This is a genomic window from Streptomyces sp. NPDC055254, from assembly GCF_053606025.1.
The window spans coordinates 28,035-49,758 of record NZ_JBSGQV010000043.1 but is presented as its reverse complement, the minus strand read 5'-3'; the positions used below and the strand labels follow the sequence as shown (position 1 = coordinate 49,758).

19 protein-coding genes are annotated in these 21,724 nt (G+C 71.4%); 10 read left to right on the top strand and 9 right to left on the bottom strand.

Going from position 1 to position 21,724, the window contains the following annotated elements; translation table 11 throughout:
• Nucleotides 1–100 precede the first annotated feature (100 nt).
• Complete coding sequence (gene fomD / locus ACWFQ8_RS28855) at nt 101–808, top strand: cytidylyl-2-hydroxypropylphosphonate hydrolase (RefSeq protein ID WP_453789209.1); 708 nt, start codon at nt 101–103, stop codon at nt 806–808.
• A gap of 288 nt (nt 809–1,096) precedes the next feature.
• Complete coding sequence (locus tag ACWFQ8_RS28850; protein ID WP_453789208.1) at nt 1,097–3,370, top strand: SpoIIE family protein phosphatase; 2,274 nt, start codon at nt 1,097–1,099, stop codon at nt 3,368–3,370.
• A 120-nt stretch (nt 3,371–3,490) separates the two neighbouring features.
• On the opposite strand, the gene ACWFQ8_RS28845 is transcribed toward ACWFQ8_RS28850, so the two are convergent.
• Nucleotides 3,491–5,770, bottom strand: a complete 2,280-nt coding sequence (locus ACWFQ8_RS28845; RefSeq protein ID WP_453789207.1) for a transglycosylase domain-containing protein — start codon at nt 5,768–5,770, stop codon at nt 3,491–3,493.
• A 232-nt stretch (nt 5,771–6,002) separates the two neighbouring features.
• Here ACWFQ8_RS28845 and ACWFQ8_RS28840 point away from each other — a divergent pair, with 232 nt between their 5' ends.
• Nucleotides 6,003–6,914 (top strand): SPFH domain-containing protein, encoded by a 912-nt coding sequence (locus tag ACWFQ8_RS28840; RefSeq protein ID WP_453789206.1) that lies wholly within the window; start codon nt 6,003–6,005, stop codon nt 6,912–6,914.
• A gap of 38 nt (nt 6,915–6,952) precedes the next feature.
• Complete coding sequence (locus ACWFQ8_RS28835; RefSeq protein WP_453789218.1) at nt 6,953–7,231, top strand: hypothetical protein; 279 nt, start codon at nt 6,953–6,955, stop codon at nt 7,229–7,231.
• A 92-nt stretch (nt 7,232–7,323) separates the two neighbouring features.
• Here the strand turns inward: ACWFQ8_RS28835 and ACWFQ8_RS28830 are convergent, their stop codons facing one another.
• Nucleotides 7,324–8,271, bottom strand: a complete 948-nt coding sequence (locus ACWFQ8_RS28830; RefSeq protein ID WP_453789205.1) for a LysR substrate-binding domain-containing protein — start codon at nt 8,269–8,271, stop codon at nt 7,324–7,326.
• Between the two features lie 135 nt (nt 8,272–8,406).
• Between ACWFQ8_RS28830 and ACWFQ8_RS28825 the strand changes: the two genes are divergently transcribed.
• Together ACWFQ8_RS28825 and ACWFQ8_RS28820 are read left to right on the top strand one after the other, a co-directional pair.
• On the top strand, nt 8,407–8,961 hold the full coding sequence (locus tag ACWFQ8_RS28825; protein WP_453789204.1) for a peroxiredoxin: 555 nt from the start codon (nt 8,407–8,409) through the stop codon (nt 8,959–8,961).
• A 3-nt stretch (nt 8,962–8,964) separates the two neighbouring features.
• Nucleotides 8,965–9,501 (top strand): alkyl hydroperoxide reductase, encoded by a 537-nt coding sequence (locus ACWFQ8_RS28820; RefSeq protein WP_453789203.1) that lies wholly within the window; start codon nt 8,965–8,967, stop codon nt 9,499–9,501.
• A 75-nt stretch (nt 9,502–9,576) separates the two neighbouring features.
• Here ACWFQ8_RS28820 and ACWFQ8_RS28815 read toward each other — a convergent pair whose 3' ends face one another.
• The 5 genes from ACWFQ8_RS28815 to ACWFQ8_RS28795 all read right to left on the bottom strand — a co-directional run bounded on the left by ACWFQ8_RS28815 (nt 9,577) and on the right by ACWFQ8_RS28795 (nt 15,289).
• On the bottom strand, nt 9,577–10,293 hold the full coding sequence (locus ACWFQ8_RS28815; RefSeq protein WP_453789202.1) for a hypothetical protein: 717 nt from the start codon (nt 10,291–10,293) through the stop codon (nt 9,577–9,579).
• Nucleotides 10,290–11,633 (bottom strand): AI-2E family transporter, encoded by a 1,344-nt coding sequence (locus tag ACWFQ8_RS28810; protein ID WP_453789201.1) that lies wholly within the window; start codon nt 11,631–11,633, stop codon nt 10,290–10,292. Before ACWFQ8_RS28810 ends, ACWFQ8_RS28815 begins: the two co-directional genes overlap by 4 nt.
• 136 nt (nt 11,634–11,769) lie before the next feature.
• Nucleotides 11,770–12,477, bottom strand: a complete 708-nt coding sequence (locus tag ACWFQ8_RS28805) for an aggregation-promoting factor C-terminal-like domain-containing protein (RefSeq protein WP_453789200.1) — start codon at nt 12,475–12,477, stop codon at nt 11,770–11,772.
• A gap of 410 nt (nt 12,478–12,887) precedes the next feature.
• On the bottom strand, nt 12,888–14,204 hold the full coding sequence (locus ACWFQ8_RS28800; RefSeq protein WP_384539520.1) for a PhoH family protein: 1,317 nt from the start codon (nt 14,202–14,204) through the stop codon (nt 12,888–12,890).
• 323 nt (nt 14,205–14,527) lie between these two features.
• On the bottom strand, nt 14,528–15,289 hold the full coding sequence (locus tag ACWFQ8_RS28795) for an isoprenyl transferase (RefSeq protein ID WP_453789199.1): 762 nt from the start codon (nt 15,287–15,289) through the stop codon (nt 14,528–14,530).
• A 126-nt stretch (nt 15,290–15,415) separates the two neighbouring features.
• On the opposite strand from ACWFQ8_RS28795, the gene mgrA reads away from it, so the two are divergent.
• From mgrA to ACWFQ8_RS28775, 4 genes are all read left to right on the top strand, one after another.
• Nucleotides 15,416–16,453, top strand: a complete 1,038-nt coding sequence (gene mgrA, locus ACWFQ8_RS28790; protein ID WP_453789198.1) for an L-glyceraldehyde 3-phosphate reductase — start codon at nt 15,416–15,418, stop codon at nt 16,451–16,453.
• 522 nt (nt 16,454–16,975) lie between these two features.
• The gene (locus tag ACWFQ8_RS28785; protein WP_453789197.1) at nt 16,976–17,347 is read left to right on the top strand and encodes a DUF192 domain-containing protein; all 372 of its coding nucleotides are present in this window, start codon (nt 16,976–16,978) and stop codon (nt 17,345–17,347) included.
• 60 nt (nt 17,348–17,407) lie between these two features.
• The gene (locus ACWFQ8_RS28780; protein ID WP_453789196.1) at nt 17,408–18,025 is read left to right on the top strand and encodes an SMI1/KNR4 family protein; all 618 of its coding nucleotides are present in this window, start codon (nt 17,408–17,410) and stop codon (nt 18,023–18,025) included.
• A gap of 295 nt (nt 18,026–18,320) precedes the next feature.
• Nucleotides 18,321–19,607, top strand: a complete 1,287-nt coding sequence (locus ACWFQ8_RS28775; protein WP_453789195.1) for an extracellular solute-binding protein — start codon at nt 18,321–18,323, stop codon at nt 19,605–19,607.
• Nucleotides 19,608–19,753: 146 nt separating this feature from the next.
• Here ACWFQ8_RS28775 and ACWFQ8_RS28770 read toward each other — a convergent pair whose 3' ends face one another.
• Complete coding sequence (locus ACWFQ8_RS28770; protein ID WP_453789194.1) at nt 19,754–20,377, bottom strand: hypothetical protein; 624 nt, start codon at nt 20,375–20,377, stop codon at nt 19,754–19,756.
• A gap of 165 nt (nt 20,378–20,542) precedes the next feature.
• Entirely contained in the window at nt 20,543–21,418 is an 876-nt protein-coding gene (locus ACWFQ8_RS28765) for a polysaccharide deacetylase family protein (protein WP_453789193.1), read from the bottom strand.
• Nucleotides 21,419–21,724 lie beyond the last annotated feature (306 nt).

Genomic DNA, 21,724 nt, shown 5'->3' with positions numbered 1-21,724 from the left:
GGCCCGCCGGTGGGGGCCGGATTCGGTCGAATCCCGTCCCCGCGGACCTCCGTGACCTGCACCGCAGCGGGGGTACCAGCCCCACCCCTAAGATCTGCGCATGACAGGTGATTTCCGGCCCGGAGCCGGCGCGGGGCACGACGGCGCGCAGGGCGCGCGCTGGGCTCCGGGGGACCAGATCCTCTGGCGCTACCGCGACCACGCCCCGGGACCGATGGGGCGGGTGCACATCTGCCGCCCGGTGACGGTGGTGCGGGACAGCGAGGAGCTGCTGGCCGTCTGGATGGCCCCCGGCACCGAATGCGTCAAGCCGGTGCTGGCCGACGGGAAGCCCGTCCACGCGGAACCGCTCGCCACCCGGTACACCGCACCGAGGACCACCGTACGCTCGCGCTGGTTCGGCGCGGGGGTGCTGAAACTGGCCCGGCCCGGGGATCCGTGGTCGGTGTGGCTGTTCTGGGACCGGGGCTGGCACTTCAAGAACTGGTACGTCAACCTGGAGCAGCCGCGCGCGCGGTGGTCCGGCGGGGTCGACTCCGAGGACCACTTCCTCGACATCGCCGTCCACCCGGACCGCAGTTGGAAGTGGTTGGACGAGGACGAGTTCGCGCAGGCGCAGCGCAGCGGGCTGATGGGCCCCGAGCAGGCCCGTCGGGTACGGGCCGCCGGGAGGGCCGCGGTGGACGTGATCAAGGCCTGGGGGGCGCCGTTCTCCGACGGCTGGCAGGACTGGCGGCCCGATCCGGCCTGGACGGTCCCGGTCCTGCCGGAGGACTGGGACCGCACTCCGGCGCATATGACCTCATGAGACCCTTGATGCGCCCCCGGGGTGCAAACGTAGGATCGTCCTCCGCAAGGGCATGCGTGTGGGGCGGCGCGGCCGGGCAGTACCTGCGCAAGTGCAGCGCCGTACGCGGGACTTGACGGCGACTCGACAGGATGTGACGGGGCTCGACCTGGGGCGACACGCAGAGCGAGAGGTAACGAGGGGGACCCGGATTATGGGGCGATGGTGCCCCGGCCGCTGAGCGGGTATACCGCGACTGACCGAGTTGAGTGCAGCGCACATCGAGCGCAAACGGACGGAAATCCACGCGTGACGGAGTACCCCACCTCTCAGGAGGGCCCGCAGCCTGCCGCGGCCACCGCGACACCGGCCCCGGGCGGCTCCGCCGTGGCCGCATCCGGCGGGACCCAGCCCGTCGCGACCGGGGCGGGTACCGACGAGCCCGGCCACGGCAAGGCTCCCGTCCCCGCCGTGGAAGCCACCCGCCCGGAGATCCCGGCGGCCCGCCAGGCGTCCGCCGCGGGCCACCAGGAGCCCGCGCGGGGTCCGGCCGGAGGCGGGACCGCCCGGCACGGCGGCGAACCGGTACCGGCCGCCCCCCAGAGCGGGGGCACCGGCCCGCACCACGCGGGCGCGGACACCGCGGTCGGCCGCTCCGCGCGGGCCGCGGACGCGCAGGCGGCGCACCGCGTCGCCGGCGGTCCGGACGGCGGCCAGGGGGCGGCGTACCCGCCGGGAGGCGAACGCCACGGGGGCGGCACGGGGATACCGGGCGGCGGCACATCCGGGGACACCTCGGCGCGGCGCGAGGGGGACCGGCTGCGCTTCGTGGGAGCCGCCACGCGGCGGATCGCGCGCGGCATCGACCTCGACGAGATCGTGCTCGGCCTGTGCCGGGCCACCGTGCCGACCTTCTCGGACGCGATCCTCGTCTACCTCCGCGACCCGCTCCCGGTCGGCGACGAGCGCCCCGTGGGCCCGGTCGTTTTAAGGCTGCGGCGCACCGACCGGCTCCGGCCGATCGACGATCTCACCGACGCCGCCCTCAGCGGCGCCATCGGCGCGGGAACGGACCTCGCCGGGGCTGCGGGAGCCACCGGCGAGCTCGACTTCAGCCAGTTGCCGCTGGTCGGACCGCAGGGTGACCTGCCCGCCGCCGAACTGTGCGAGATCCGGCCCGGCGGCGCTCTCGCCGAGGTACTGCGCGGCGTACGGCCCGTCTTCGGGTCCTCCGCCGCCGCCAAGGCCGCGCTGCCCGAGCTGCTGGGCGTGGACCACCCGCTGCCGCGCGGCAACCGGGCCGTCCTCGCGCCGCTGCGCGGCCGCCGGCGGGTGATCGGGGCGGCCGTGTTCCTGCGCAGCCCCGAGCGGCCCGCCTTCGAGCAGAACGACCTCCTGGTCGCCGCCCAGTTGGCCACCCACACGGCACTGGGCATCGACAAGGCGGTGCTGTACGGCCGCGAGGCGTACATCGCCGACGAACTCCAGCGCACCATGCTGCCCGACAGCCTCCCCCAGCCCACGGGCGTGCGGCTGGCCTCCCGCTACCTGCCCGCCGCCGAGACGGCGCGGGTCGGTGGCGACTGGTACGACGCCATACCGCTGCCCGGCAGCCGGGTCGCGCTCGTCGTCGGGGACGTGATGGGCCACTCCATGACCTCCGCCGCGATCATGGGGCAGCTGCGCACGACCGCGCAGACCCTCGCGCAGCTGGACCTGCCGCCCGCCGAGGTGCTGCACCACCTGGACGAGCAGGCGCAGCGCCTGGGTTCCGACCGCATGGCCACCTGCCTGTACGCGGTCTACGACCCCGTCTCGCACCGGATCACCATCGCGAACGCCGGCCACCCGCCGCCGGTGCTGCTGCACCTGGGCGGCCGCGCCGAGGTGCTCCGCGTGCCTCCCGGCGCCCCCATCGGCGTCGGCGGCGTGGACTTCGAGGCCGTGGAGCTGGACGCCCCCGCCGGGGCCACCCTGCTGCTGTACACGGACGGCCTGGTGGAGTCGAGGCTGCGGGACGTGTGGACCGGCATCGAGCAGCTCCGCGAGCGGCTGGCCACCACCGCCCGACTGACCGGCCTGGACCACCCGCCGCCGCTGGAGGCGTTGTGCGACGACGTCCTCGACATGCTCGGCCCGGGTGACCGGGACGACGACATCGCGCTCCTCGCGGCCCGTTTCGACGGGATCGCGCCCAGCGATGTCGCGTACTGGTTCCTGGACCCGGAGGAGACCGCTCCGGGCCGGGCCCGCCGGTTCGCCCGCCGGGCGCTGAGCCGCTGGGGCCTGGAGGAGCTGAGCGACTCGCTGGAGCTGCTGGTCAGCGAGGTGGTCACCAATGCCGTCCGGTACGCCGAACGGCCGGTGACCCTGCGGCTGCTGCGCACGGACGTGCTGCGCTGCGAGGTCGGGGACGACTCCCCGCAACTCCCTCGCCAGCGCCGGGCACGCGAGACCGACGAGGGCGGCCGGGGCCTGTTCCTGGTCAACCGGATGGCCCGCCGCTGGGGTGCGACCCGGCTGAGCAGCGGCAAGGTGGTCTGGTTCGAGCTCGCGCTGCCCCCTGCGCCGGAGCGGCACTGACCGGTCGGGCGCCGGAGCGGGCGCCGGGGCCCGCCCCGCCCCGCCGGGAGCCCGGCGCCCCGCCCACCCCGTGACACGAACGCCGCCCCGCCGCTCGGAAGCGGCGGGGCGGCGTTCATGTCAGCGCGGGTCCGACTGCGGGAACAGCGGCGGGTCCGGGGGCTTGTTGCTCGGGTCCGGCGACTTGGTGGTGGTCTTCGTCGGATCGGGCGACTTGGTGGTGGTCTTCGTCGGGTCCGGCGACTTGGTGGTGGTCTTCGTCGGGTCCGGAGTGTTCGCCGGCGGGGCGCTGGTCGCCGGCGGAGGCGCGGACTGGCTCGTCGTGGGCGTCGAGGAGGCGGTGCGCGACGGGGTCTGCACGGCGCCCATCTCCGCCTCGGACAGGTCGAACTTGTCGGTGTCCTCGCCCTTGAGGACGGCGAGGGTGTACGCCTTCCAGATGGATGCCGGGAAGGAGGATCCGCCCGCGCGGCCGAGGCCGGCGGTGCCGGTCAGCGTGACCTGCTTGTGCGGGGGCACCGGCTCCTCGCCGAACATCGCGACCACGGTGACCAGTTCGGGGGTGTAGCCGGTGAACCAGGCCGCCACGTTGGACTCGGTGGTGCCCGTCTTGCCGGCGGCGTCGTAGGCGCTGCTGCGGACCTTGTTGCCGGAACCGCCCTCGTCGTTGACGACGCCGTTGAGCACCTTGGTGACGGTGTCGGCGGTCTGGCGGCTGATGGCCTGCGCGCCGATCGGGACCACCGGCTCGACGACGCGGTCCTTGTGCTCGGCCTTCTTGATGATGGTCGGCGTGACCTTCTTGCCGTGGTTGTCGAGGGTCGCGTAGACGGCGGCCATCTCGACGGTGTTCGCGCTCATGGTGCCGAGCGCCATGGCCGGCTTGTCCTCGGGCCAGCCCTCGCGGTCCTTCATGCCGAGGGTCAGGGCCGTCTTCTTCACGTCCTTCGGGCCGACGTCCACGATCATCTGCGCGTAGACGGAGTTCACCGAGTAGTTGGTGGCCTCCTGGACCGAGATCATCGGATCGCCGAAGTTCCGCTGGTCCTGGTTCTCCGGGGCGAAGGGGATCTTGCTGCCGAGGACGGGGCGCTTGTTGGTGCCGTCGTAGAGCGTGTTCGGGGTGATCGGCTTGCCGTCCTGCGTGGTCGCCTTGTTCTCCAGGGCGGAGGCGAGCACGATCGGCTTGAAGGTCGAGCCGGGCTGGAAGTCCTTGCGCAGGGCGTTGCTCGACCAGTGGTCCTTCAGGCCCGTGCCGCCGTACATGGCGACGATGTGGCCGGTCTTGGGGTCCACGGAGGTCGCGCCGGCCTGCACGTTCTGGTCGATGGGGCGGTTCTTGGGGTCCTTGCGGTCGAGCTTGGACTCCAGCTCGTCGTGGACCGCCTTCTCCAGCGCTTCCTGCTTCTTCGGGTCGATGTTGAGATTGAACGTCCAGCCGCCGGCGTCGATCAGCTTCTTCTCGACGCCCTGGCTGTTCAGTTCGGCCTCGGCGGCCTGGACCAGGTAGCCCTTCTGGCCGTCCATGCCCGTCGGGGGCTGCGGCGGCTGCGGCTCCGCGAACTTCATCGTCTGGCGCTTGGCCTCGTCCAGCTCGCCCATCTCGACCATGTTGACGAGGGTGGCGTCGTAGCGGATCTTGATGCGGCCCTTGGTCTCGTCGCCGGCCGTGCTCCAGTCGTACTGGCTCGGGGCCTGGACGAGGGTGGCGAGGTAGGCCCCCTGCTCCAGGGTCAGCTTCTCGGCGTCGACGCCGTAGTAGGCCTGTGCCGCGGCCTGGATGCCGTAGGCGCCGCGGCCGAAGTAGCTGGTGTTCAGGTAGCCCGCGAGGATCTCGGGCTTCTTCAGCCGCTGGTCGACCTTGAGGGAGATGACCAGTTCCTTGAGCTTGCGGCTCGGGGTCTGCTCCTGGGTCAGGTAGTAGTTCTTGACGTACTGCTGGGTGATCGTGGAGCCGCCGGCCCTGCCCTGGCCCGTGGCGGTGTTCCAGAGGCCGCGCGCGAGGCCCTTCAAATCGACGCCGTTGTCCTTGCGGAAGGACTTGTTCTCGATCGCGATGAACGCCTCCTGGACGTCCTTCGGGATCTTGTCGATCGGCAGGATCTCGCGGTTGACGCTGCCCTTGGTCGCCATCGTCGTGCCGTCGGCGTACTTGTAGACGTTGCTCTGCTGGAGTGCCTGCTCGTTGGGATTCGGCTCGTCCACGTAGAAGTACAGGCCGATCAGCGCGCCCATGCCGAGCAGAACGAGCACGAAGAACGTGCCGAGGAGCTTCCTCCAAGTGAAGAAGCGGCGTATGCCCGTGGGTCTGCCGCCGCTCCCCTTGCCTTTGGTGCGTCCGCTCGGCGCCCGCCGCGCACCGCGCTGCTGCTGCGCCTTACGCGCTTCTGCTCGGCCCATCGCTCCCGCTCCGCTCGATAACCCCCCGACGTCAGCTCAGAAAACTAACACCGCAGGCTGTGACAAAGGCTGGCCAAGTATGACCATTACCGGTCAATCCGGACGTGAGAATCAGCACCCGCGCCAATGGAACCGACGCCCACCATGCCCCAAGGGTTGCCATGGACGGAAAAAGTGATATCACTTTGCTAAGCGACCCGATCGGCCGCGACCGCGAGAAACGGGGCAAACGATGACGAACGATGACGTGACTCCGACCATCGGCATACGGGAGTTCACCGCGCACAGCGTGGGCGGCGGCCTGGCCCTGCTGCTCGGCCTCCTGGGCGTACTGGTCGGCGCGGGCCTGGTCGTCGGCGGCGCCGTGACGGCCGGCGCGGGCCTCAAGGCGGTCCTGGTCGCGGGCGGCGTCCTGCTGGTCCTCGCTTCGGTCCTCGCGATGAGCGGACTGAACACGGTCGCCCCGGGCGAGGCCCGCGTCGTCCAGCTCTTCGGGCGCTACCGCGGCACGATCCGCGCCGACGGCCTGCGCTGGGTCAACCCCCTCACCTCCCGCGCGATGATCTCCACGAGGGTCCGCAACCACGAGACGGCGGTGCTGAAGGTCAACGACGCCTACGGCAACCCGATCGAGCTCGCGGCCGTCGTGGTCTGGAAGGTCGAGGACACCGCTCGGGCCACCTTCGAGGTCGAGGACTTCACCGAGTTCGTCGAGACGCAGACCGAGGCGGCGGTGCGCCACATCGCGATCGAGTACCCCTACGACGCCCACGAGGAGGGCGGCCTCTCGCTCCGCGGGAACGCCGAGGAGATCACCGAGAAGCTCGCCGTCGAACTGCACGCTCGGGTGGACGCCGCCGGTGTCCACATCATCGAGTCCCGCTTCACACACCTGGCGTACGCTCCGGAGATCGCCTCCGCGATGCTCCAGCGCCAGCAGGCCGGCGCGGTCGTGGCGGCCCGCAAGCAGATCGTGGAGGGCGCCGTGGGCATGGTCGAACTGGCACTGACCCGGTTGGCCGAGCAGGAGATCGTGGAGCTGGACTCGGAACGCAAGGCCGCGATGGTCTCCAACCTGATGGTGGTCCTCTGCGGGGACCGCGCCGCCCAGCCGGTGCTCAACACGGGCACCCTGTACCAGTGACCCCGCCCGGCAGCACACCGCCGCCGACCGGCCCCGGCATGCCGTCCGGGCCGGGCCGGGGCGAGGACGGCGGCGCACCGGCCGCAGCGCCCCGCTCCCCGGCCCGCCAGGCGCGCAAGCAGGTGCTGCTGCGACTCGATCCCCAGGTCTACGACGCGCTGGCGCGCTGGGCGGGCGAGGAACTGCGGAGCGCGAACGCGCAGATCGAGTTCCTGCTCCGCCGGGCCCTGTCCGAGGCCGGGCGGCTGCCCTCGGCCCCCGGCCCGATCCCCCGTCGCGGCCGGCCCCCGAGGGCGGCGGACCGACCGCCGGACTGACCGCCCGACAACCGCCGTCCCCTTCCCCCGCGCCCCCGGGCTCCCTCAGGGCCCGGGGCGCGAGGGCGCCGTACGCCCGCACCGGGCGGCACTCAGTCGGTGGGCCACACCGGGAGGGGGCGTACGGCTTCGCGCAGTGCGGCGGCGATGGCCCGGAACTCCTCCTGCCGGGCGGTCCCGGTGCGCATGGCCAGCGCGATCCGCCGGGAGGGGGCGGGCTCGGCGAAGTACCCGGTCGACAGGTACTCGTTGCGGGCGGTCTCCAGCCGCAGCGCGGTCCGCGGCAGCAGCGTCACACCGAGCCCCCCGGCGACCAGCTGTACGAGCGTGGACAGTCCGGCGGCGGTCGTGGTGACGTCCGCGCCCGCCGCGCGCCCCGCATCGCGGCAGATGTCGAGGGCCTGGTCCCGCAGGCAGTGCCCCTCGTCCAGCAACAGCAGTTGCAGTCCCCGCAGTTCCTCGCGGGAGACGTCCCGGCGTCCGGCCAACGGGTGCTCCCGGGGCGCCAGCAGGACGAAGTCCTCGTCGAAGACGGGCAGTTCGGTGACCCCGGGGACGCCGAGCGGCACCGCGAGCAGCAGCAGGTCCAGGCGCCCGCCGGCCAGCCCCTCCAGCAGCGAGGAGGTCTGCTCCTCGTGCACCTGGAGGTCCATCCGGGGGTAGCTCCGGTGGAGCAGTCCGAGGACGGTCGGCAGCAGGTACGGCGCCACCGTGGGGATCACCCCCAGGCGCAGGACCCCGGTGAAGGGGGCCCGTACGGATTCGGCCTCCTCCAGGAGCCCGCCCATGGCGTCGAGCACCACCCGCGCGCGGGCCGCGATCCGCTCGCCCGCCGGGGAGAGCAGCACCTTGCGGGTGGTGCGCTCCAGCAGCCGCACGCCGAGGGTCTCCTCCAGCGCGGAGACGGCTCCGGAGAGCGCGGGTTGGCTCATGCCGATGGCCGACGCGGCGTCGCGGAAGTGCAGATGCTCCGCCACGGCCGCGAAGGCCCGCAGCTGCGCCAACGTCGGCTGCTTCGTGCCCCTATTGCCTACAGCCACTGATAGGTACCTCCGATCACCCGCCACAAGAGTAGCTATTTCCGTAATCAATGCAGCTGTGTCAGCATGTGAGATCAGTCCAACCCCCTTGGAAAGCCCCCAAAAAGGTCGCTTTCCATGTCGCAAGGAGTGCGCGTGCTCACTGTCGGTGACAAGTTCCCCAGCTACGATCTGACCGCTTGCGTCTCGCTCGAAGCAGGGAGCGAGTTCGCCCAGATCGACCACAAGACCTACGAGGGCAAGTGGCGCGTGGTGTTCTTCTGGCCGAAGGACTTCACCTTCGTCTGCCCGACCGAGATCGCCGCGTTCGGCAAGCTGAACGAGGAGTTCCTGGACCGCGACGCCCAGATCCTCGGCGTCTCCGGCGACTCGGAGTTCGTGCACCACGCCTGGCGCAAGGACCACGCCGACCTGCGTGACCTGCCCTTCCCGATGCTGGCCGACTCCAAGCACGAGCTCATGCGGGCCTGCGGCGTCGAGGGCGAGGACGGCTTCGCCCAGCGCGCCGTCTTCATCGTCGACCAGAACAACGAGATCCAGTTCACGATGGTGACCGCCGGTTCCGTGGGCCGTAACCCCAAGGAGGTCCTGCGGGTCCTCGACGCCCTGCAGACCGACGAGCTGTGCCCCTGCAACTGGACCAAGGGCGAGGGCACCCTGGACGCCGGCGCACTGCTGGCCGGTGAGTGACGGATGTCCCTCGACTCCCTCAAGTCCGCCATACCGGACTTCGCCAAGGACCTGAAGCTGAACCTCGGTTCGGTCATCGGCAACAGCGACCTCCCGCAGCAGCAGCTGTGGGGCACCGTCCTGTCGTGCGCGATCGCCGCCCGCTCCCCGCGCGTCCTGCGTGAGCTGGAGCCGGAGGCCAGGGCGAACCTGTCGCCCGAGGCGTACACGGCCGCCAAGTCTGCCGCCGCGATCATGGCGATGAACAACGTCTTCTACCGCACCCGCCACCTGCTCTCCGACCCGGAGTACGGGACGCTGCGGGCGGGGCTGCGGATGAACGTCATCGGCAACCCGGGCGTGGAGAAGGTCGACTTCGAGCTGTGGTCGCTCGCGGTCTCGGCGATCAACGGCTGCGGCCAGTGCCTGGACTCGCACGAGCAGGTGCTCCGCAAGGCCGGTGTCGGCCGCGAGACCGTGCAGGAGGCCTTCAAGATCGCCTCGGTGATCCAGGCCGTCGCGGTCACCCTGGACGCGGAAGCGGCGCTGGCCGCCGAGTAGTTCCGCGAGTCGTTCCGCCCCACCGTACGCACGCGGGCCCCCGCGGCCGGTCTCCGGCCGCGGGGGCCCGCGCGTTCACTTGCGCAGGGCCGCCGTGAGGACCCTCATGTCCTCGATCATCGCCGCCTTGAGGGCGTCCTCGTCGACCTCGGGGTCGCCTTCGTCCTGGAACCACTCGACGCCGAGCGTGAAGACCGCGCCGCCGTCGAGCACCCGGAGCCGGAGCGAGCCCGGGGTCCGGTTCATCAGGGCCCGCCGGCCGACGCCGGGCACCTCTTCCACGACGGCGACCTCCGTCTGCCACAGCTCCGCCGTGGTCCCGGGGCCCAGGCCGAACTCCGCCCCGGGGTCCGTCTCCTTGTGCAGCTCGACCAGGACCTCGGCCACCATCGTCATCCGGCCCCCTTCGGAGTCCGCGCCGTACACGCAGTAGGACCAGTCCTTGGCGGGCTGCGCGGCGCCGCGCGACTGGTCCCCGACGAGCGGCACCGCCGCCCCGGACACCGAGTCCAGCGGCACCTCGTCGCAGAGGTCCTCGGCGTGCCGGTACGCGATCCGGGGCCGGTCGGAGAATCGATCCTGCGCCGTCACCGTCAGCGCCCCCGCCCAGACCGCCGACGCCAGCAGCGCTCCGCCCAGGGCCCACCACCACGGCCGGACCCGACCGCGTGGGGGCCCGCCAGGTTCGCCCGGCCGGCCCGGCTCCCCCGCCGCGTCCGGACCGCCCGGTTCCGGCCGCGCGGCCGGGCCGCCCGTCTCCCAGGCGCCGTCGAGCTCGGGCTCGCTTATCACCGCTCGGTGTCCGCGTCGTCGACGGGTGTCCGGTCCACGGCCGTCGCGCCGTGCGGACCCGGGCCGAGTGGCGCGGGACCCGAGTGGAGCTGCTCGCGCGAGTACGCCTTCAGGTAGGCCACCGCCGTGTTGGTGACGGCGACCAGCGGGACGGCGACCACCGCGCCGCCGATGCCCGCGATCATCCCGCCGGCGGCCACCGAGAGCACCACCGCGAGCGGGTGCACCCGTACCGCCCGGCCCAGGATGAAGGGCTGGAGCACGTGGCCCTCGATCTGCTGCACCGCGAGGACCACCAGCAGCACCATCAGGGCGCTGAACACGCCCTGGGTCACCAGCGCCACGACCACCGCGAGGGCCCCCGAGACGACCGCGCCGACCAGTGGGATGAAGGCGAACAGGAAGATGAAGACGGCGAGCGGCACCGCCATCGGCACGTTGAGGAAGTAGATGCCCAGGCCGATGAAGATGGCGTCGATGAGCGCGACGAGGACGGTGCCCCGGACGTACGCGGTCAGCGTGCGCCAGGCGCGCGGACCGGCGCCCGCGACACCCGGACGGGCCGCGGCCGGGACGAGGCCGAGCACCCAGGTCCAGATGCGCTTGCCGTCGTGCAGCAGGAAGAGCGTGGAGAACATCGCGAGCAGGATGCCGGTCAGCACCTCGACCAGGACCGTGACGCCCTGGAGGCCGGCGGAGGTGATCTGCTCGGTGTTGGTGCCGATGGTCTCGCTGAGGTTCTTCGCGATGTCGTTGATCTGCTTCTCGGTCACGTGGAAAGGACTGTCCAGTGCCCAGAGTTTGAGTTCGTTGATGCCGTCGCGGACCCGGTCGGAGAGGTCGTCGAGGTTCTCCATGACCTGCCAGACCACGAACCAGCCGACGAGCCCGATCACCACGAAGCCGAGGACGGCGGTGACGGCCGTGGCGAGCCCGCGCGGCATGCCCAGTTTGCGCAGCCGGACCACGAAGGGCTGGAGCAGTGCGGTGACCAGCATGGCCGCGGCGAAGGCGAGGACGACCAGGCGGACTTCGCTGATCACCTTCATCAGCACCCAGAGCATGCCCGCGAGCAGCAGGAGCCGCCAGCTGACCTCGGCGGCCACCCGCACGCCCCAGGGGACCACGGTCACCGGTTCGGGTCGCTCCGGAGCCCTGCGCACGACCGGGGCCGCGACCACCGTGGATGCGGTGACCACGGGGGCCCGTTCGGCCGCGGCGAGGCGCGGGAGGTCCCCTCTCGCCTCGGCCTCGACCTCGGCGCGGCGCTCGTCGAGCCGCGCCTCCATCCGGTTCAGCCGCCGCCCGAGCCGGCCGAGCCAGCCTGCCCTCTTCGCCATGTCGTCCCTTTCCCCCGCCCACTCCTTCGGTGAACGCCGTTCGGTCGCACCTCGAATGACCGTACACGCGCGGAGCCCCGCACCGTAGAACGGTGCGGGGCTCCGCGGGACGGACGGCGGTGGACGCCGGACCTGCCTAGTACCAGCCGTTGGCCTGGTGGAAGGTCCAAGCGCCGCAGGGGCTCTTGTAGCGCTCGTTCATGTAGTTCAGACCCCACTTGATCTGCGTGGCGGGGTTGGTGCGCCAGTCCGCGCCGGCCGAGGCCATCTTCGAGCCCGGGAGGGCCTGGACCAGGCCGTAGGCGCCCGAGGACTTGTTCACGGCCAGGTAGTTCCAGGTGGATTCCTGGTTGATGATCTTCGAGAAGCACTGGAACTGGTCGGCCGGGACCATCTGCTGAGCGATGGCCTTGACCTCGGCGACCGTGTACGAGCTCTTGAGCGCGAAGTCGCCGGCGTCGCGGGCGGCGGAGCGGCTGGCGACCTGCTCCTGCGCCTCGCGCTCGCGCTTCGCCTTGGCGTCGGCTTCCGCCTTGGCCTTCTCCGCTTCGGCCTTCTTGGCCTTGGCGTCCTCGGCGGCCTGGACGCGGGCGGCCTCCTCGGCCGAGCGCTTCGCGTCGGTGTCGGCGGCGTAGACGATCGCGTCGGCCTGCTGCGTCAGGGACCCGCTCTGGACCTGGGCCTGGTCCCCGACCGGGATGTCGGCGAGGAGCGTCGCGCCGGAGGCGGTCGTTTCGAGATCGTTCGAGGAGGGGTCGCCCGTTGCGACACCGACGACTGCGCCGACGGTGGTGACCGCGGTGGCCGAAGCCACTGCGAACCCCCGGACCGAGATCCGGCTCACACGATGTCCTTCCAGCAGCGTCCGCAGTGACCGCGCGGGCGCAAGAGTGCCCCTTTGACACTGGCCTCCGTGGTTCTACGGTCACTGGAGGTACGGGCCCGTGGGCAACCTCCTTGCGGAGGCTGCCGCGTGATGCTCCGGGCGGCATACGGCGAACGGCTGTGGAGTTGTGGTGCTGCGCGTACCTCACGGGAGATACAGGTGTGCCGTATGCGGGGCCTGACGGAAAGCAGACTCTGCCGGACCTCGATACCGCAGGGCAATTCTTCGTTGCGTGGGAAAGGTCACACCTGGCACGGCACAGCTGTTTTCGCCGAAGGGCTGTGCGACACGGCGCCGCCCGGCTAGGCTCTTGCGCCTTTGCCGGGCGGCGTCAACTCACCTTCCCGCTATGTACCTTTTGAGCCGGGTCAGAGGCTTTCGAGCATCTCGGTGACCAGGGCCGCGATCGGGGAGCGCTCGGACCGGGTGAGGGTGACGTGCGCGAACAGCGGATGCCCCTTCAGCTTCTCGACCACGGCGACGACTCCGTCGTACCGGCCGACCCTGAGGTTGTCCCGCTGGGCCACGTCATGGGTCAGAACGACCCGCGAATTGGCCCCGATCCGGGACAGGACGGTCAGCAGGACGTTGCGCTCCAGCGACTGCGCCTCGTCCACGATGACGAAGGCGTCGTGGAGCGAGCGGCCGCGGATGTGCGTGAGCGGCAGGACCTCCAGCATCCCGCGGTTCAGCACCTCTTCGATGACCTCGCGGCCGGCGACCGCCGACAGGGTGTCGAAGACCGCCTGGGCCCAGGGGCTCATCTTCTCGGACGCGTCCCCGGGCAGGTAGCCGAGGTCCTGGCCGCCCACCGCGTACAGCGGTCGGAAGACCATCACCTTCCGGTGCTGCCTGCGCTCCAGGACCGCTTCGAGACCCGCGCACAGCGCCAGCGCCGACTTCCCGGTGCCGGCCCGGCCGCCCATGGAGAGGATGCCGATCTCCGGGTCGAGGAGCAGGTCCAGCGCGATCCGCTGCTCGGCGCTGCGGCCGTGGAGTCCGAAGGCCTCGCGGTCGCCCCGTACGAGCTTGACGTTGCCGTCCGCCGTGACCCGGCCGAGCGCCTTGCCGCGCTCGGACTGCAGGACCAGCCCGGTGTGCACGGGCAGTTCGGCGGCCTCCGGCACGTAGAGCCGTTCCTCCGAGAAGAGGAGGTCCACCTGCTCCCCCGAGAGGGCGAGCTCGCTCATGCCGGTCCAGCCGGCATCGGTGATGGCGAGCTCCGCGCGGTACTCCTCGGCGATCAGCCCCACGGAGGAGGCCTTGATGCGCAGCGGGAGATCCTTCGAGACCACCGTGACGTCGAAGCCCTCGGCCTGGAGGTTGCGGGCGACGGCGAGGATGCGCGAGTCGTTGTCACCCAATCGGAAGCCGGCCGGCAGGACGCTCGGGTCCGAGTGGTTGAGCTCGACGCGCAGGGTGCCGCCCAGATCGCCCAGCGGGATGGGGGCGTCGAGGCGTCCGTTCCGGACCCGGAAGTCGTCGAGCAGGCGCAGGGCCTGGCGCGCGAAGTAGCCGAGTTCGGGATGGTGCCTCTTGGCCTCCAGCTCGGTGATCACCACGATCGGGAGCACGACCTCGTGCTCGTCGAAGCGCGTGATCGCGTTGGGGTCTGCCAGCAGGACGCTGGTGTCGAGGACGTAGGTCCGCCTGTCGGGCAGGCGGCTCTTAGTGCTGGTCACCACGGAAGGACGTACCCCCTCGGAAGAGGTCGGGCCATGAAGACCGGACCGGTCATCGGCACCCATGCCAGGGCCGATTTCCGGCCCTCCACTCCGTCCGTGCGAACCGCACGTGCGTCCTGGTGCAAAGGGCCTCCCGGACGGACGGCCCCATGCCGTCCGCTGAGACACGACACCCGTGGATCGGGCATCGACCTGAAAGGGGTATTCCCAGTTCAGGCCAGGCCATGCCATGGCATATGACGGACGCTCGGTGAATCCCTGGTGAAGGATTCGAGCCGAGGGGGTGCCGGGGCGGAGGGGGCCGGGGGGAAATTCCCCGGGAATCAGGTCCCGTACCGCCGGTGACGGGCGGCGTAGTCGCGCAGGGCCCGCAGGAAGTCGACCTTGCGGAAGGCCGGCCAGAAGACCTCGCAGAAGTAGTACTCCGAATGCGCGCTCTGCCACAGCATGAATCCGGACAGCCGCTGCTCCCCGCTGGTGCGGATCACGAGGTCCGGATCGGGCTGGCCGCGCGTGTAGAGGTGCTCGGCGATGTGGTCGATGTCCAGGATCTCGGCGAGCTCCTCGAAGGAGGTGCCCTTCTGCGCGTGCTCCAGCAGCAGCGAGCGGACCGCGTCCGCGATCTCCTGGCGGCCGCCGTAGCCGACGGCGACGTTGACCAGTATCCCCTCGACGTCGTGCGTGGCCTGCTCGGCCTCCTTGAGCACGGTCTGGGTCCGGGCGGGCAGGATGTCGAGGTTGCCGACGTGGTGGACGCGCCAGCGGCCGTCCGCGGCGAGACCGCGCACGGTGTTCTCGATGATGTTGAGCAGCGGGCGGAGCTCGACCTCGGGCCGGTCCAGATTGTCCGTGGAGAGCATCCACAGGGTGACGACCTCGACGTCCGTCTCGGTGCACCAGCCCAGCATCTCGGAGATCTTGTCGGCTCCGGCCTGGTGGCCCTGCTCCGTCGTACCTCCGGACGCCTTGGCCCAGCGCCTGTTCCCGTCCAGGATGACGCCGATGTGCTTGGGCGCCGCGTCATGGTCGAGGCGGCCTTCCACCCGGCGTGCGTAGAGCCTGTACACCAGGTCGCGCAGCTTCACGATCTTCCAGCCCCTCCGTGCAATGCCCCCGTGCGAATTGCGGACCCCCCGAGTGCGCCACATTACTGCGCGGCGGGATGGGGTACCCAACTCGGTCTGTCACAGCTCCGTGATAGGGAGGACAACGTGACTGATACCAATCCCTATCGGGCAGAGCCGTCGCGCTACGACACCATGCCGTACCGGCGCACCGGCCACAGCGGCCTCAAGCTCCCCGCCATCTCCCTCGGCCTCTGGCACAACTTCGGCGACGACACGTCCCTGGCCTCCCAGCGGGCGATCCTGCGCCGGGCCTTCGACCTCGGCGTGACCCACTTCGATCTGGCGAACAACTACGGCCCGCCCCCGGGCTCGGCCGAGCTGAACTTCGGCAAGATCTTCGCGCAGGACTTCGCGTCCTCTCGCGACGAGCTGATCCTCTCCACCAAGGCCGGGTACCTGATGCACCCCGGGCCGTACGGCGAGTGGGGCAGCCGCAAGTACCTGCTCGGCTCGCTCGACGCCTCGCTCAAGCGGATGGGTGTCGACTACGTCGACATCTTCTACTCGCACCGCTTCGACCCGCAGACCCCGCTGGAGGAGACCATGGGCGCCCTCGCGTCCGCGGTGCAGCAGGGCAAGGCGCTCTACGTCGGCGTCTCCTCGTACACCGCGGAGCAGACGGCCGAGGCGGCCCGGATCCTGCGGGAGATGGGGGTGCGGCCGCTGATCCACCAGCCCTCTTACTCCATGATCAACCGCTGGACGGAGGACGACGGCCTGCTGGACGTCCTGGAGGAGGCCGGCATGGGCTGCATCTCCTTCGCGCCGCTCGCGCAGGGGCTGCTCACCGGCAAGTACCTCCGGGGCATCCCGGAGGGCTCCCGGGCCACGCAGGGCAAGTCCCTCGACCCGGACCTGCTCTCGGACGACGTGGTCCGCCGGCTGTCCGGGCTGAACGACATCGCGGCGCGGCGCGGGCAGTCGCTGGCGCAGCTGGCGCTGACGTGGGTGCTGCGCGACGAGCGGATGACCTCGGCGCTCATCGGCGCGTCGAGCGTGCGGCAGCTGGAGGAGAACGTGGCCGCGCTGGCGGGTGCCCCGCTCTCGGACGCCGAGCTGAAGGAGATCGACTCCTTCGCGGTCTCCACCCCGGGCACGAACATCTGGGCCCAGCGCGGCTGACCTGCGATTTCCCTCCGCGCACGGCGGCGGGGAGCGGAGAACGAAAAACGGGCCGGTCCGTGGGGGGGATACGGACCGGCCCGAGGGGGGGGTTCCACCATAACCCTTCGTAAAGCCTGTCGCGCGCATTGGCGCGCGATGATTACGCTCCGGAGTCGAGCGGCGGCGTTCCGGTAGACCTCCGGACGCTTCCCGGGGACGTCCGAGAGGGCGCCCCCCGGGGCTCGGCCCACGGGCACGGGGCCGCGCGGCACCTGGGCCGGAGCGCCCGGGAGGCCCGGCGGAGCCGCGCCGCCGCGGCCGGACCGTGCCCGTGCGGGCTCCGCCCGGCGCGTACCCCCCGCCCGTACCACCGACGGGGGACCCCCGCGGGGCGCGCGCGCTTGACGCCGCGCGGGCCGCCGTTCGGATGGAGGTCCGGGCCGCACCCCTCTGGGGCTGACCGCCGGCCTCCACCTAGGCTGACCGCCGACATCCACCGCCGATCTCCGGCGGGGGGACGGGTGACGGGGAGGGGGCCGGATGGGCCGCTGGCGGGACGGATCGGGAACCCTGCGGGTCGGGCCGGTCGCGGTGCCCCTGGAGATCGCGGCCTCGTACCGGGCCCGGACCCGCGGGCTGCTGGGGCGCGAGGGCATCACCGGCGCCCTGCTGCTGAGCCCGGCGGCGAGCGTGCACACCTTCCGGATGCGGTTCGCCATCGACGTGGCCCACCTGGACCGGGACCTGCGCGTGCTCTCCCTGGTCACCATGGCGCCCGGGCGGCTCGGGCTGCCGCGGCCGCGCGCCCGGCACGTCCTGGAGGCGCAGGCGGGGGCGATGGACGGCTGGGGGCTGCGGGTCGGAGCCGCTGTGGACGTGGACCTGTCGGACCCACCAGCCGGACACCCCTAGGAGATGCCCCTCGCGCGGGGGTAGGTTGGGGCGGTTGAGCTGGGGTGTCAGGGGAGCGGCATGACGGAGAACGCGCGGATCAAGGCGCTGGAGCAGATCATGCCGGCGACGCACGGCGCCGACGAGGACATCGACTGGCAGGCGGCCGAGGCCGTGTGGGGGACCCGTTTCCCGTCCGACTACATCGCGTTCATGGGCCGCTTCGGCGCGGGCTCCATCAACGGCGAGGCCGGCATCCTGCTGCCGCTGCCCAAGCCGGGACTCCAGTGGGACCCGGCCGAGATGGCCGAGGAGACCGACAACGCGCGGCAGGCCTGGGAGGCCGAGGGCGGCCGGTCCGCCTTCGACGTGGACCCGGAGTCGATCATCGCCTGGGGCGTCACCGGCGGGTCCGACATCCTGTGCTGGCTCACCTCGGACGCCGACCCGGACCGCTGGCCGGTCCTGGTGTGCGGGCGGCACACCGCCGACTCCTTCGCGGTCTACCCGTACGGCATGGCCGAGTTCCTCTACCGGCTGTGCTCCGACGAGTTCGACGTGAGCCCGGTCAGCATCACCTTCTGGGACGGCGGCCACCTCAGCTTCGTGCACTGGCGCAAGGCCCAGCGCCGCTGGCAGGAGGGCCGCAACCCGGAGACGGGCGAGCCCGACCCGTACGCGGGCGAGTTCGCGGACTGACCCGCCCGCCGCCCGTCCGTCGGCTGCCGCCGCCCGCTCGGCGCGCCGAAGCCCGTTCCCTGGCCGGAAACGGGCTTTTCGGCATGTCTACGCGCGTCCCAATAATGGATCACATATCGGAAAACACCATCCGGAAAAGCCCCAGTTGGAGCATTGACCACAAGTGGCCCCGAACGGAATCAACCGCCCTGCTTTCGGGAGAGAATTCCGGCCAACGGGCCACAGAGGGACACCTCGGCCCGGAGTGACTCATAAGCAGCAACGAGATCCAAAAGAAATTCAGGGGAATACACCCGTGCGACGAAGAATTTTCGGCACGACCGCCTCCGCGGTCGTGCTCGGCCTGCTGATACCCCTGTCCGGCTGCGGCGGTTCGGGCGACGACGCCGGTGACAGCGGCACCCTCCGCCTGGTCGCCGCCGAGTACGGCGACACCCCGGCGAACAGCTCCAAGGCCTTCTGGGACAAGGTGACGGACGAATTCACCGCCGCCCACCCAGGCGTCAAGGTCGAGTTCGAGCTCCTGCCCTGGGCGGACATCGACCGCGAGGTCTCCCGCAGGGTCAAGGCCGGCAAGGCCCCGGACATGGCCCTGATGGGCGCCTACTCCGACTTCGCGGCGCAGGGCAAGCTCTACCCCGCGGACGAACTCCTGTCGGTCAGCGCCGAGGCGAACTTCCTGCAGCCCCTCGCCGAAGCCGGATCGGTGGGCAACAGTCTCTACGGCCTGCCCTTCGTGGCGAGCAGCCGTCTCCTGTTCTACAACAAGGCGCTGTTCACCAAGGCCGGCATCGGCGAGCCGCCGAAGACCTGGTCCCAGCTCAAGGCCGCCGCCAAGGCCCTCAAGGACAAGGGCGTGAAGTTCCCGTACGCCATGCCGCTCGGTCCGGAGGAGGCGCATGCCGAGGCCATGATCTGGGAACTCAGCAACGGCGGCGGCTACGCCGACAGCAGCGGCAACTACAGCCTGGCCTCCGACCAGAACATCCAGACCTGGCAGTGGGTCAAGGACAACCTGGTCTCCCCCGGCCTGGTCGGACCCACCCCACCCGCGCAGCTGAACCGCGCCGACGCCTTCGCCGCCTTCCTGCGGGGCGAGGTCGGCATGCTCAACGGCTACCCCTCACTCGCCCACGAAGCGGCCGCCAAGGGCATCGACGTCGGCACCGTCGAGATGCCCGTGTCCGACTCCCTGGGCACCGGCGAGAGCCCGCCCACCGTCGGCGTCGCCGACTGGATGATGGCCTTCAACCAGAACGGCAAGCGCGACGAGATCGGCCGGTTCCTGGACTTCCTCTACCAGGACCGGAACCTCACCGACTTCGCCGGCCGCTACCACCTGCTCCCCTCCACCGTCTCCGCCGCCCGCACCCCCGCCGGCGGCGGCCTCGGCACCACCGACCAGAACTTCCTGGTCGCCCTGCGGACCGCCCGCCTCTACCCGGTCAACGACCCTTCCTGGGTGAAGGTCAGCGACACCGTCAAGCGCAACATCGGCCGCGCAGTGGAGCCCGGCAGCGACCCGAAGGCCGTTCTGGAAGACATCGCCGCCAAGGCGGTCGAAGCCGGCAAGAACAGCTGAAGCACCCCCGCGAGAAGGACTTCTCGCCTCCTGCCGCCTTCCACCCCGTGCGGCACGATGGGCCACTACGGCACTTGATCCGAGGCCGCGGCCCCGTCGCCCGCCGAGCACCCACAAGGTGCGCGGGGCGACCGGCCCCAGGCCCTTCAGCCCTGTCCCAGGTTCGAGGAGAACGCCGTGCGGTACTGCTCGCAGCTGGAGTCCCAGCGCAGCGTGCCCGTGAGCGTCCCGTAACCGGAGCGCGTGACCGACCACTCCACCGTGTACTCGCCGGTGTCGCAGGCGACGCGCTTGCCGCCCGCCACCTCGGCCGAGCCCGTGGCCGGCTTCCCGGCCAGTTCCCGGTGCACCTCCCCCGCCTTGGCGCGCTCGGCGTTGCGCAGGACGGCGTGGACGACGATCGGGTGCTTGCCGTCCTTGGTCGTCAGCGCCTTCTTGAGCACCGTCGAGTCGGAGACCGACCACCGGAACTCGTACGACGGCTGCCAGGCCAGGGTCGCGGGGTCGGGCACCTGGCGCTCGTAGTCGGGGGCGCCCCCGGGGCCGGGGCGGCTGACCGTCCTGTACTGGACCCCCGGGTGGAAGCGGAACTGCGCCTCCAGTTTGTGCATCTCGTCCTTGGTCCACATCGACTTCATGGATTTCTCGCCGCCGGTCGGGTCCTGGAGGTACGCCGTTCCCTCAGCGGCGGTCACCGGCTGGACGAGGGCGGGGGCCAGGGCCGCCGCGGCGGTGGCGAGGGCGAGAGCGGCGATGCGGGTGCGCTTCATGCCCGGCCCAACGGGCCCCTCCGGCGGGCCGGAACGACGCCGGGCTCGCATTCACCCGTACGTGGAGACGCGCTGACGCGGTACGTCCGCCGCCGGACGGTGTGTCAGCCGGCGACCGGTCAGCGGGGCGGCGCGTCAGCGGGGCGCCCGCGTCAACGGGGCGGCTCAGGACGGGTCGGGGGCCGTGCGGACCGGGAAACCGGTCGGCCGCCCCTGTTCCTTGAGCCAGGCCAGCACCTGGTCCAGGGCCTCGACGGTCTGCGCGCGGTTGCCCCCGCCGTCGTGGAAGAGCACGGTCGGACCGTCGCGCAGCTCGCGCTTCACGGCGTCCACGATGGCGGCCGTGCCCGGCTTGTCGAAGTCCTTGGTATCGACGTTCCAGCCGAGCGGGCGCATGCCGTGCGCGGCCGCTATGCGCCGGCTGTCGGGGGTGAACGCGCCACCGGGAGCGCGGTAGTACTCCACCTTCGCGCCGCCGCCCGCGGCGGCCTCGATCTGCCTCTTCGCGTCCAGGATCTGCTGCTCCTGGTAGGCAACGGGCTTCTTGTCCATGGCCGTGTCGTGGGACGTGGTGTGGTCGCAGAGCCGGTGGCCGGCCGCGACGACCTGCTTGACGAGGCCCGGATGCGCCTCGGCCTGCGGTCCGATCATGCAGAAGGTCGCCTTCACCCCGTACTTCTCCAGGACGGCGAGCACCTTCGGGGTCCACCGGGGGTCTGGGCCGTCGTCGATGGTGATGTTGACGGCGTTCCCGCCGCTCTCGGACGCGTGCGCTATGTCCTCGGGTATCCGCTGCCGCTGCGGGCCCGGGGCGCCGTCGTGGCTGTCGTCGTTCTTCCCGTCGCCCCGGTCGCCGCCCCGACCGTCCTGCTGCCGTGCGGCGTTCTCGTGGGAGGCGCCGGGGGCCGGGTCCACGAGGAGCGTCACGCCCCACACCGTCACGGCCACGGCCGCGGCCGCCGCCGCCGCGACGGCGGCGCGGGTCCTGACGCTCCGCCAGGTCGTACGTACCGTGCTGTGCTCGTTGCTGTGCTCGTTCATACCGGCGCCCACTCCCCGTCCGCCCTCGTACGCGTTCTGTGGATCAGGACGTGTCCCGCGGCGGAGGAGTTCCGGCCAATTGGCCCAGGAATTCCATGGAATGGAACCTTGGTCCTTGATCGTCCCGAATGCCTGCGCGGCGGCCCGGACGGGGAGGAGGCGGACGGCGCGCGGTCACGGGTGGCCGAACCGGCGGTTCCGGTGATGCGCGTACGCGGCGGGGGCGGCCCCCGGGGGGGGTGGGGCCCCCCCCCCCGCGCCCCCCCCCAAAAAAGCCCCCCCGCGGCCCCCCCCGGGGGCAACGCC

Excerpts from the sequence above, each read along its gene's own strand:
- ACWFQ8_RS28835 (WP_453789218.1), top strand. The coding sequence starts at position 6,953 with ATGCCGTCCGGGCCGGGCCGGGGCGAGGACGGCGGCGCACCGGCCGCA.
- ACWFQ8_RS28845 (WP_453789207.1), bottom strand. The coding sequence starts at position 5,770 with ATGGGCCGAGCAGAAGCGCGTAAGGCGCAGCAGCAGCGCGGTGCGCGG.
- ACWFQ8_RS28820 (WP_453789203.1), top strand. The coding sequence starts at position 8,965 with ATGTCCCTCGACTCCCTCAAGTCCGCCATACCGGACTTCGCCAAGGAC.
- ACWFQ8_RS28840 (WP_453789206.1), top strand. The coding sequence starts at position 6,003 with ATGACGAACGATGACGTGACTCCGACCATCGGCATACGGGAGTTCACC.
- ACWFQ8_RS28810 (WP_453789201.1), bottom strand. The coding sequence starts at position 11,633 with ATGGCGAAGAGGGCAGGCTGGCTCGGCCGGCTCGGGCGGCGGCTGAAC.
- ACWFQ8_RS28770 (WP_453789194.1), bottom strand. The coding sequence starts at position 20,377 with ATGAAGCGCACCCGCATCGCCGCTCTCGCCCTCGCCACCGCCGCGGCG.
- fomD (WP_453789209.1), top strand. The coding sequence starts at position 101 with ATGACAGGTGATTTCCGGCCCGGAGCCGGCGCGGGGCACGACGGCGCG.
- ACWFQ8_RS28780 (WP_453789196.1), top strand. The coding sequence starts at position 17,408 with ATGACGGAGAACGCGCGGATCAAGGCGCTGGAGCAGATCATGCCGGCG.
- ACWFQ8_RS28765 (WP_453789193.1), bottom strand. The coding sequence starts at position 21,418 with ATGAACGAGCACAGCAACGAGCACAGCACGGTACGTACGACCTGGCGG.
- ACWFQ8_RS28785 (WP_453789197.1), top strand. The coding sequence starts at position 16,976 with ATGGGCCGCTGGCGGGACGGATCGGGAACCCTGCGGGTCGGGCCGGTC.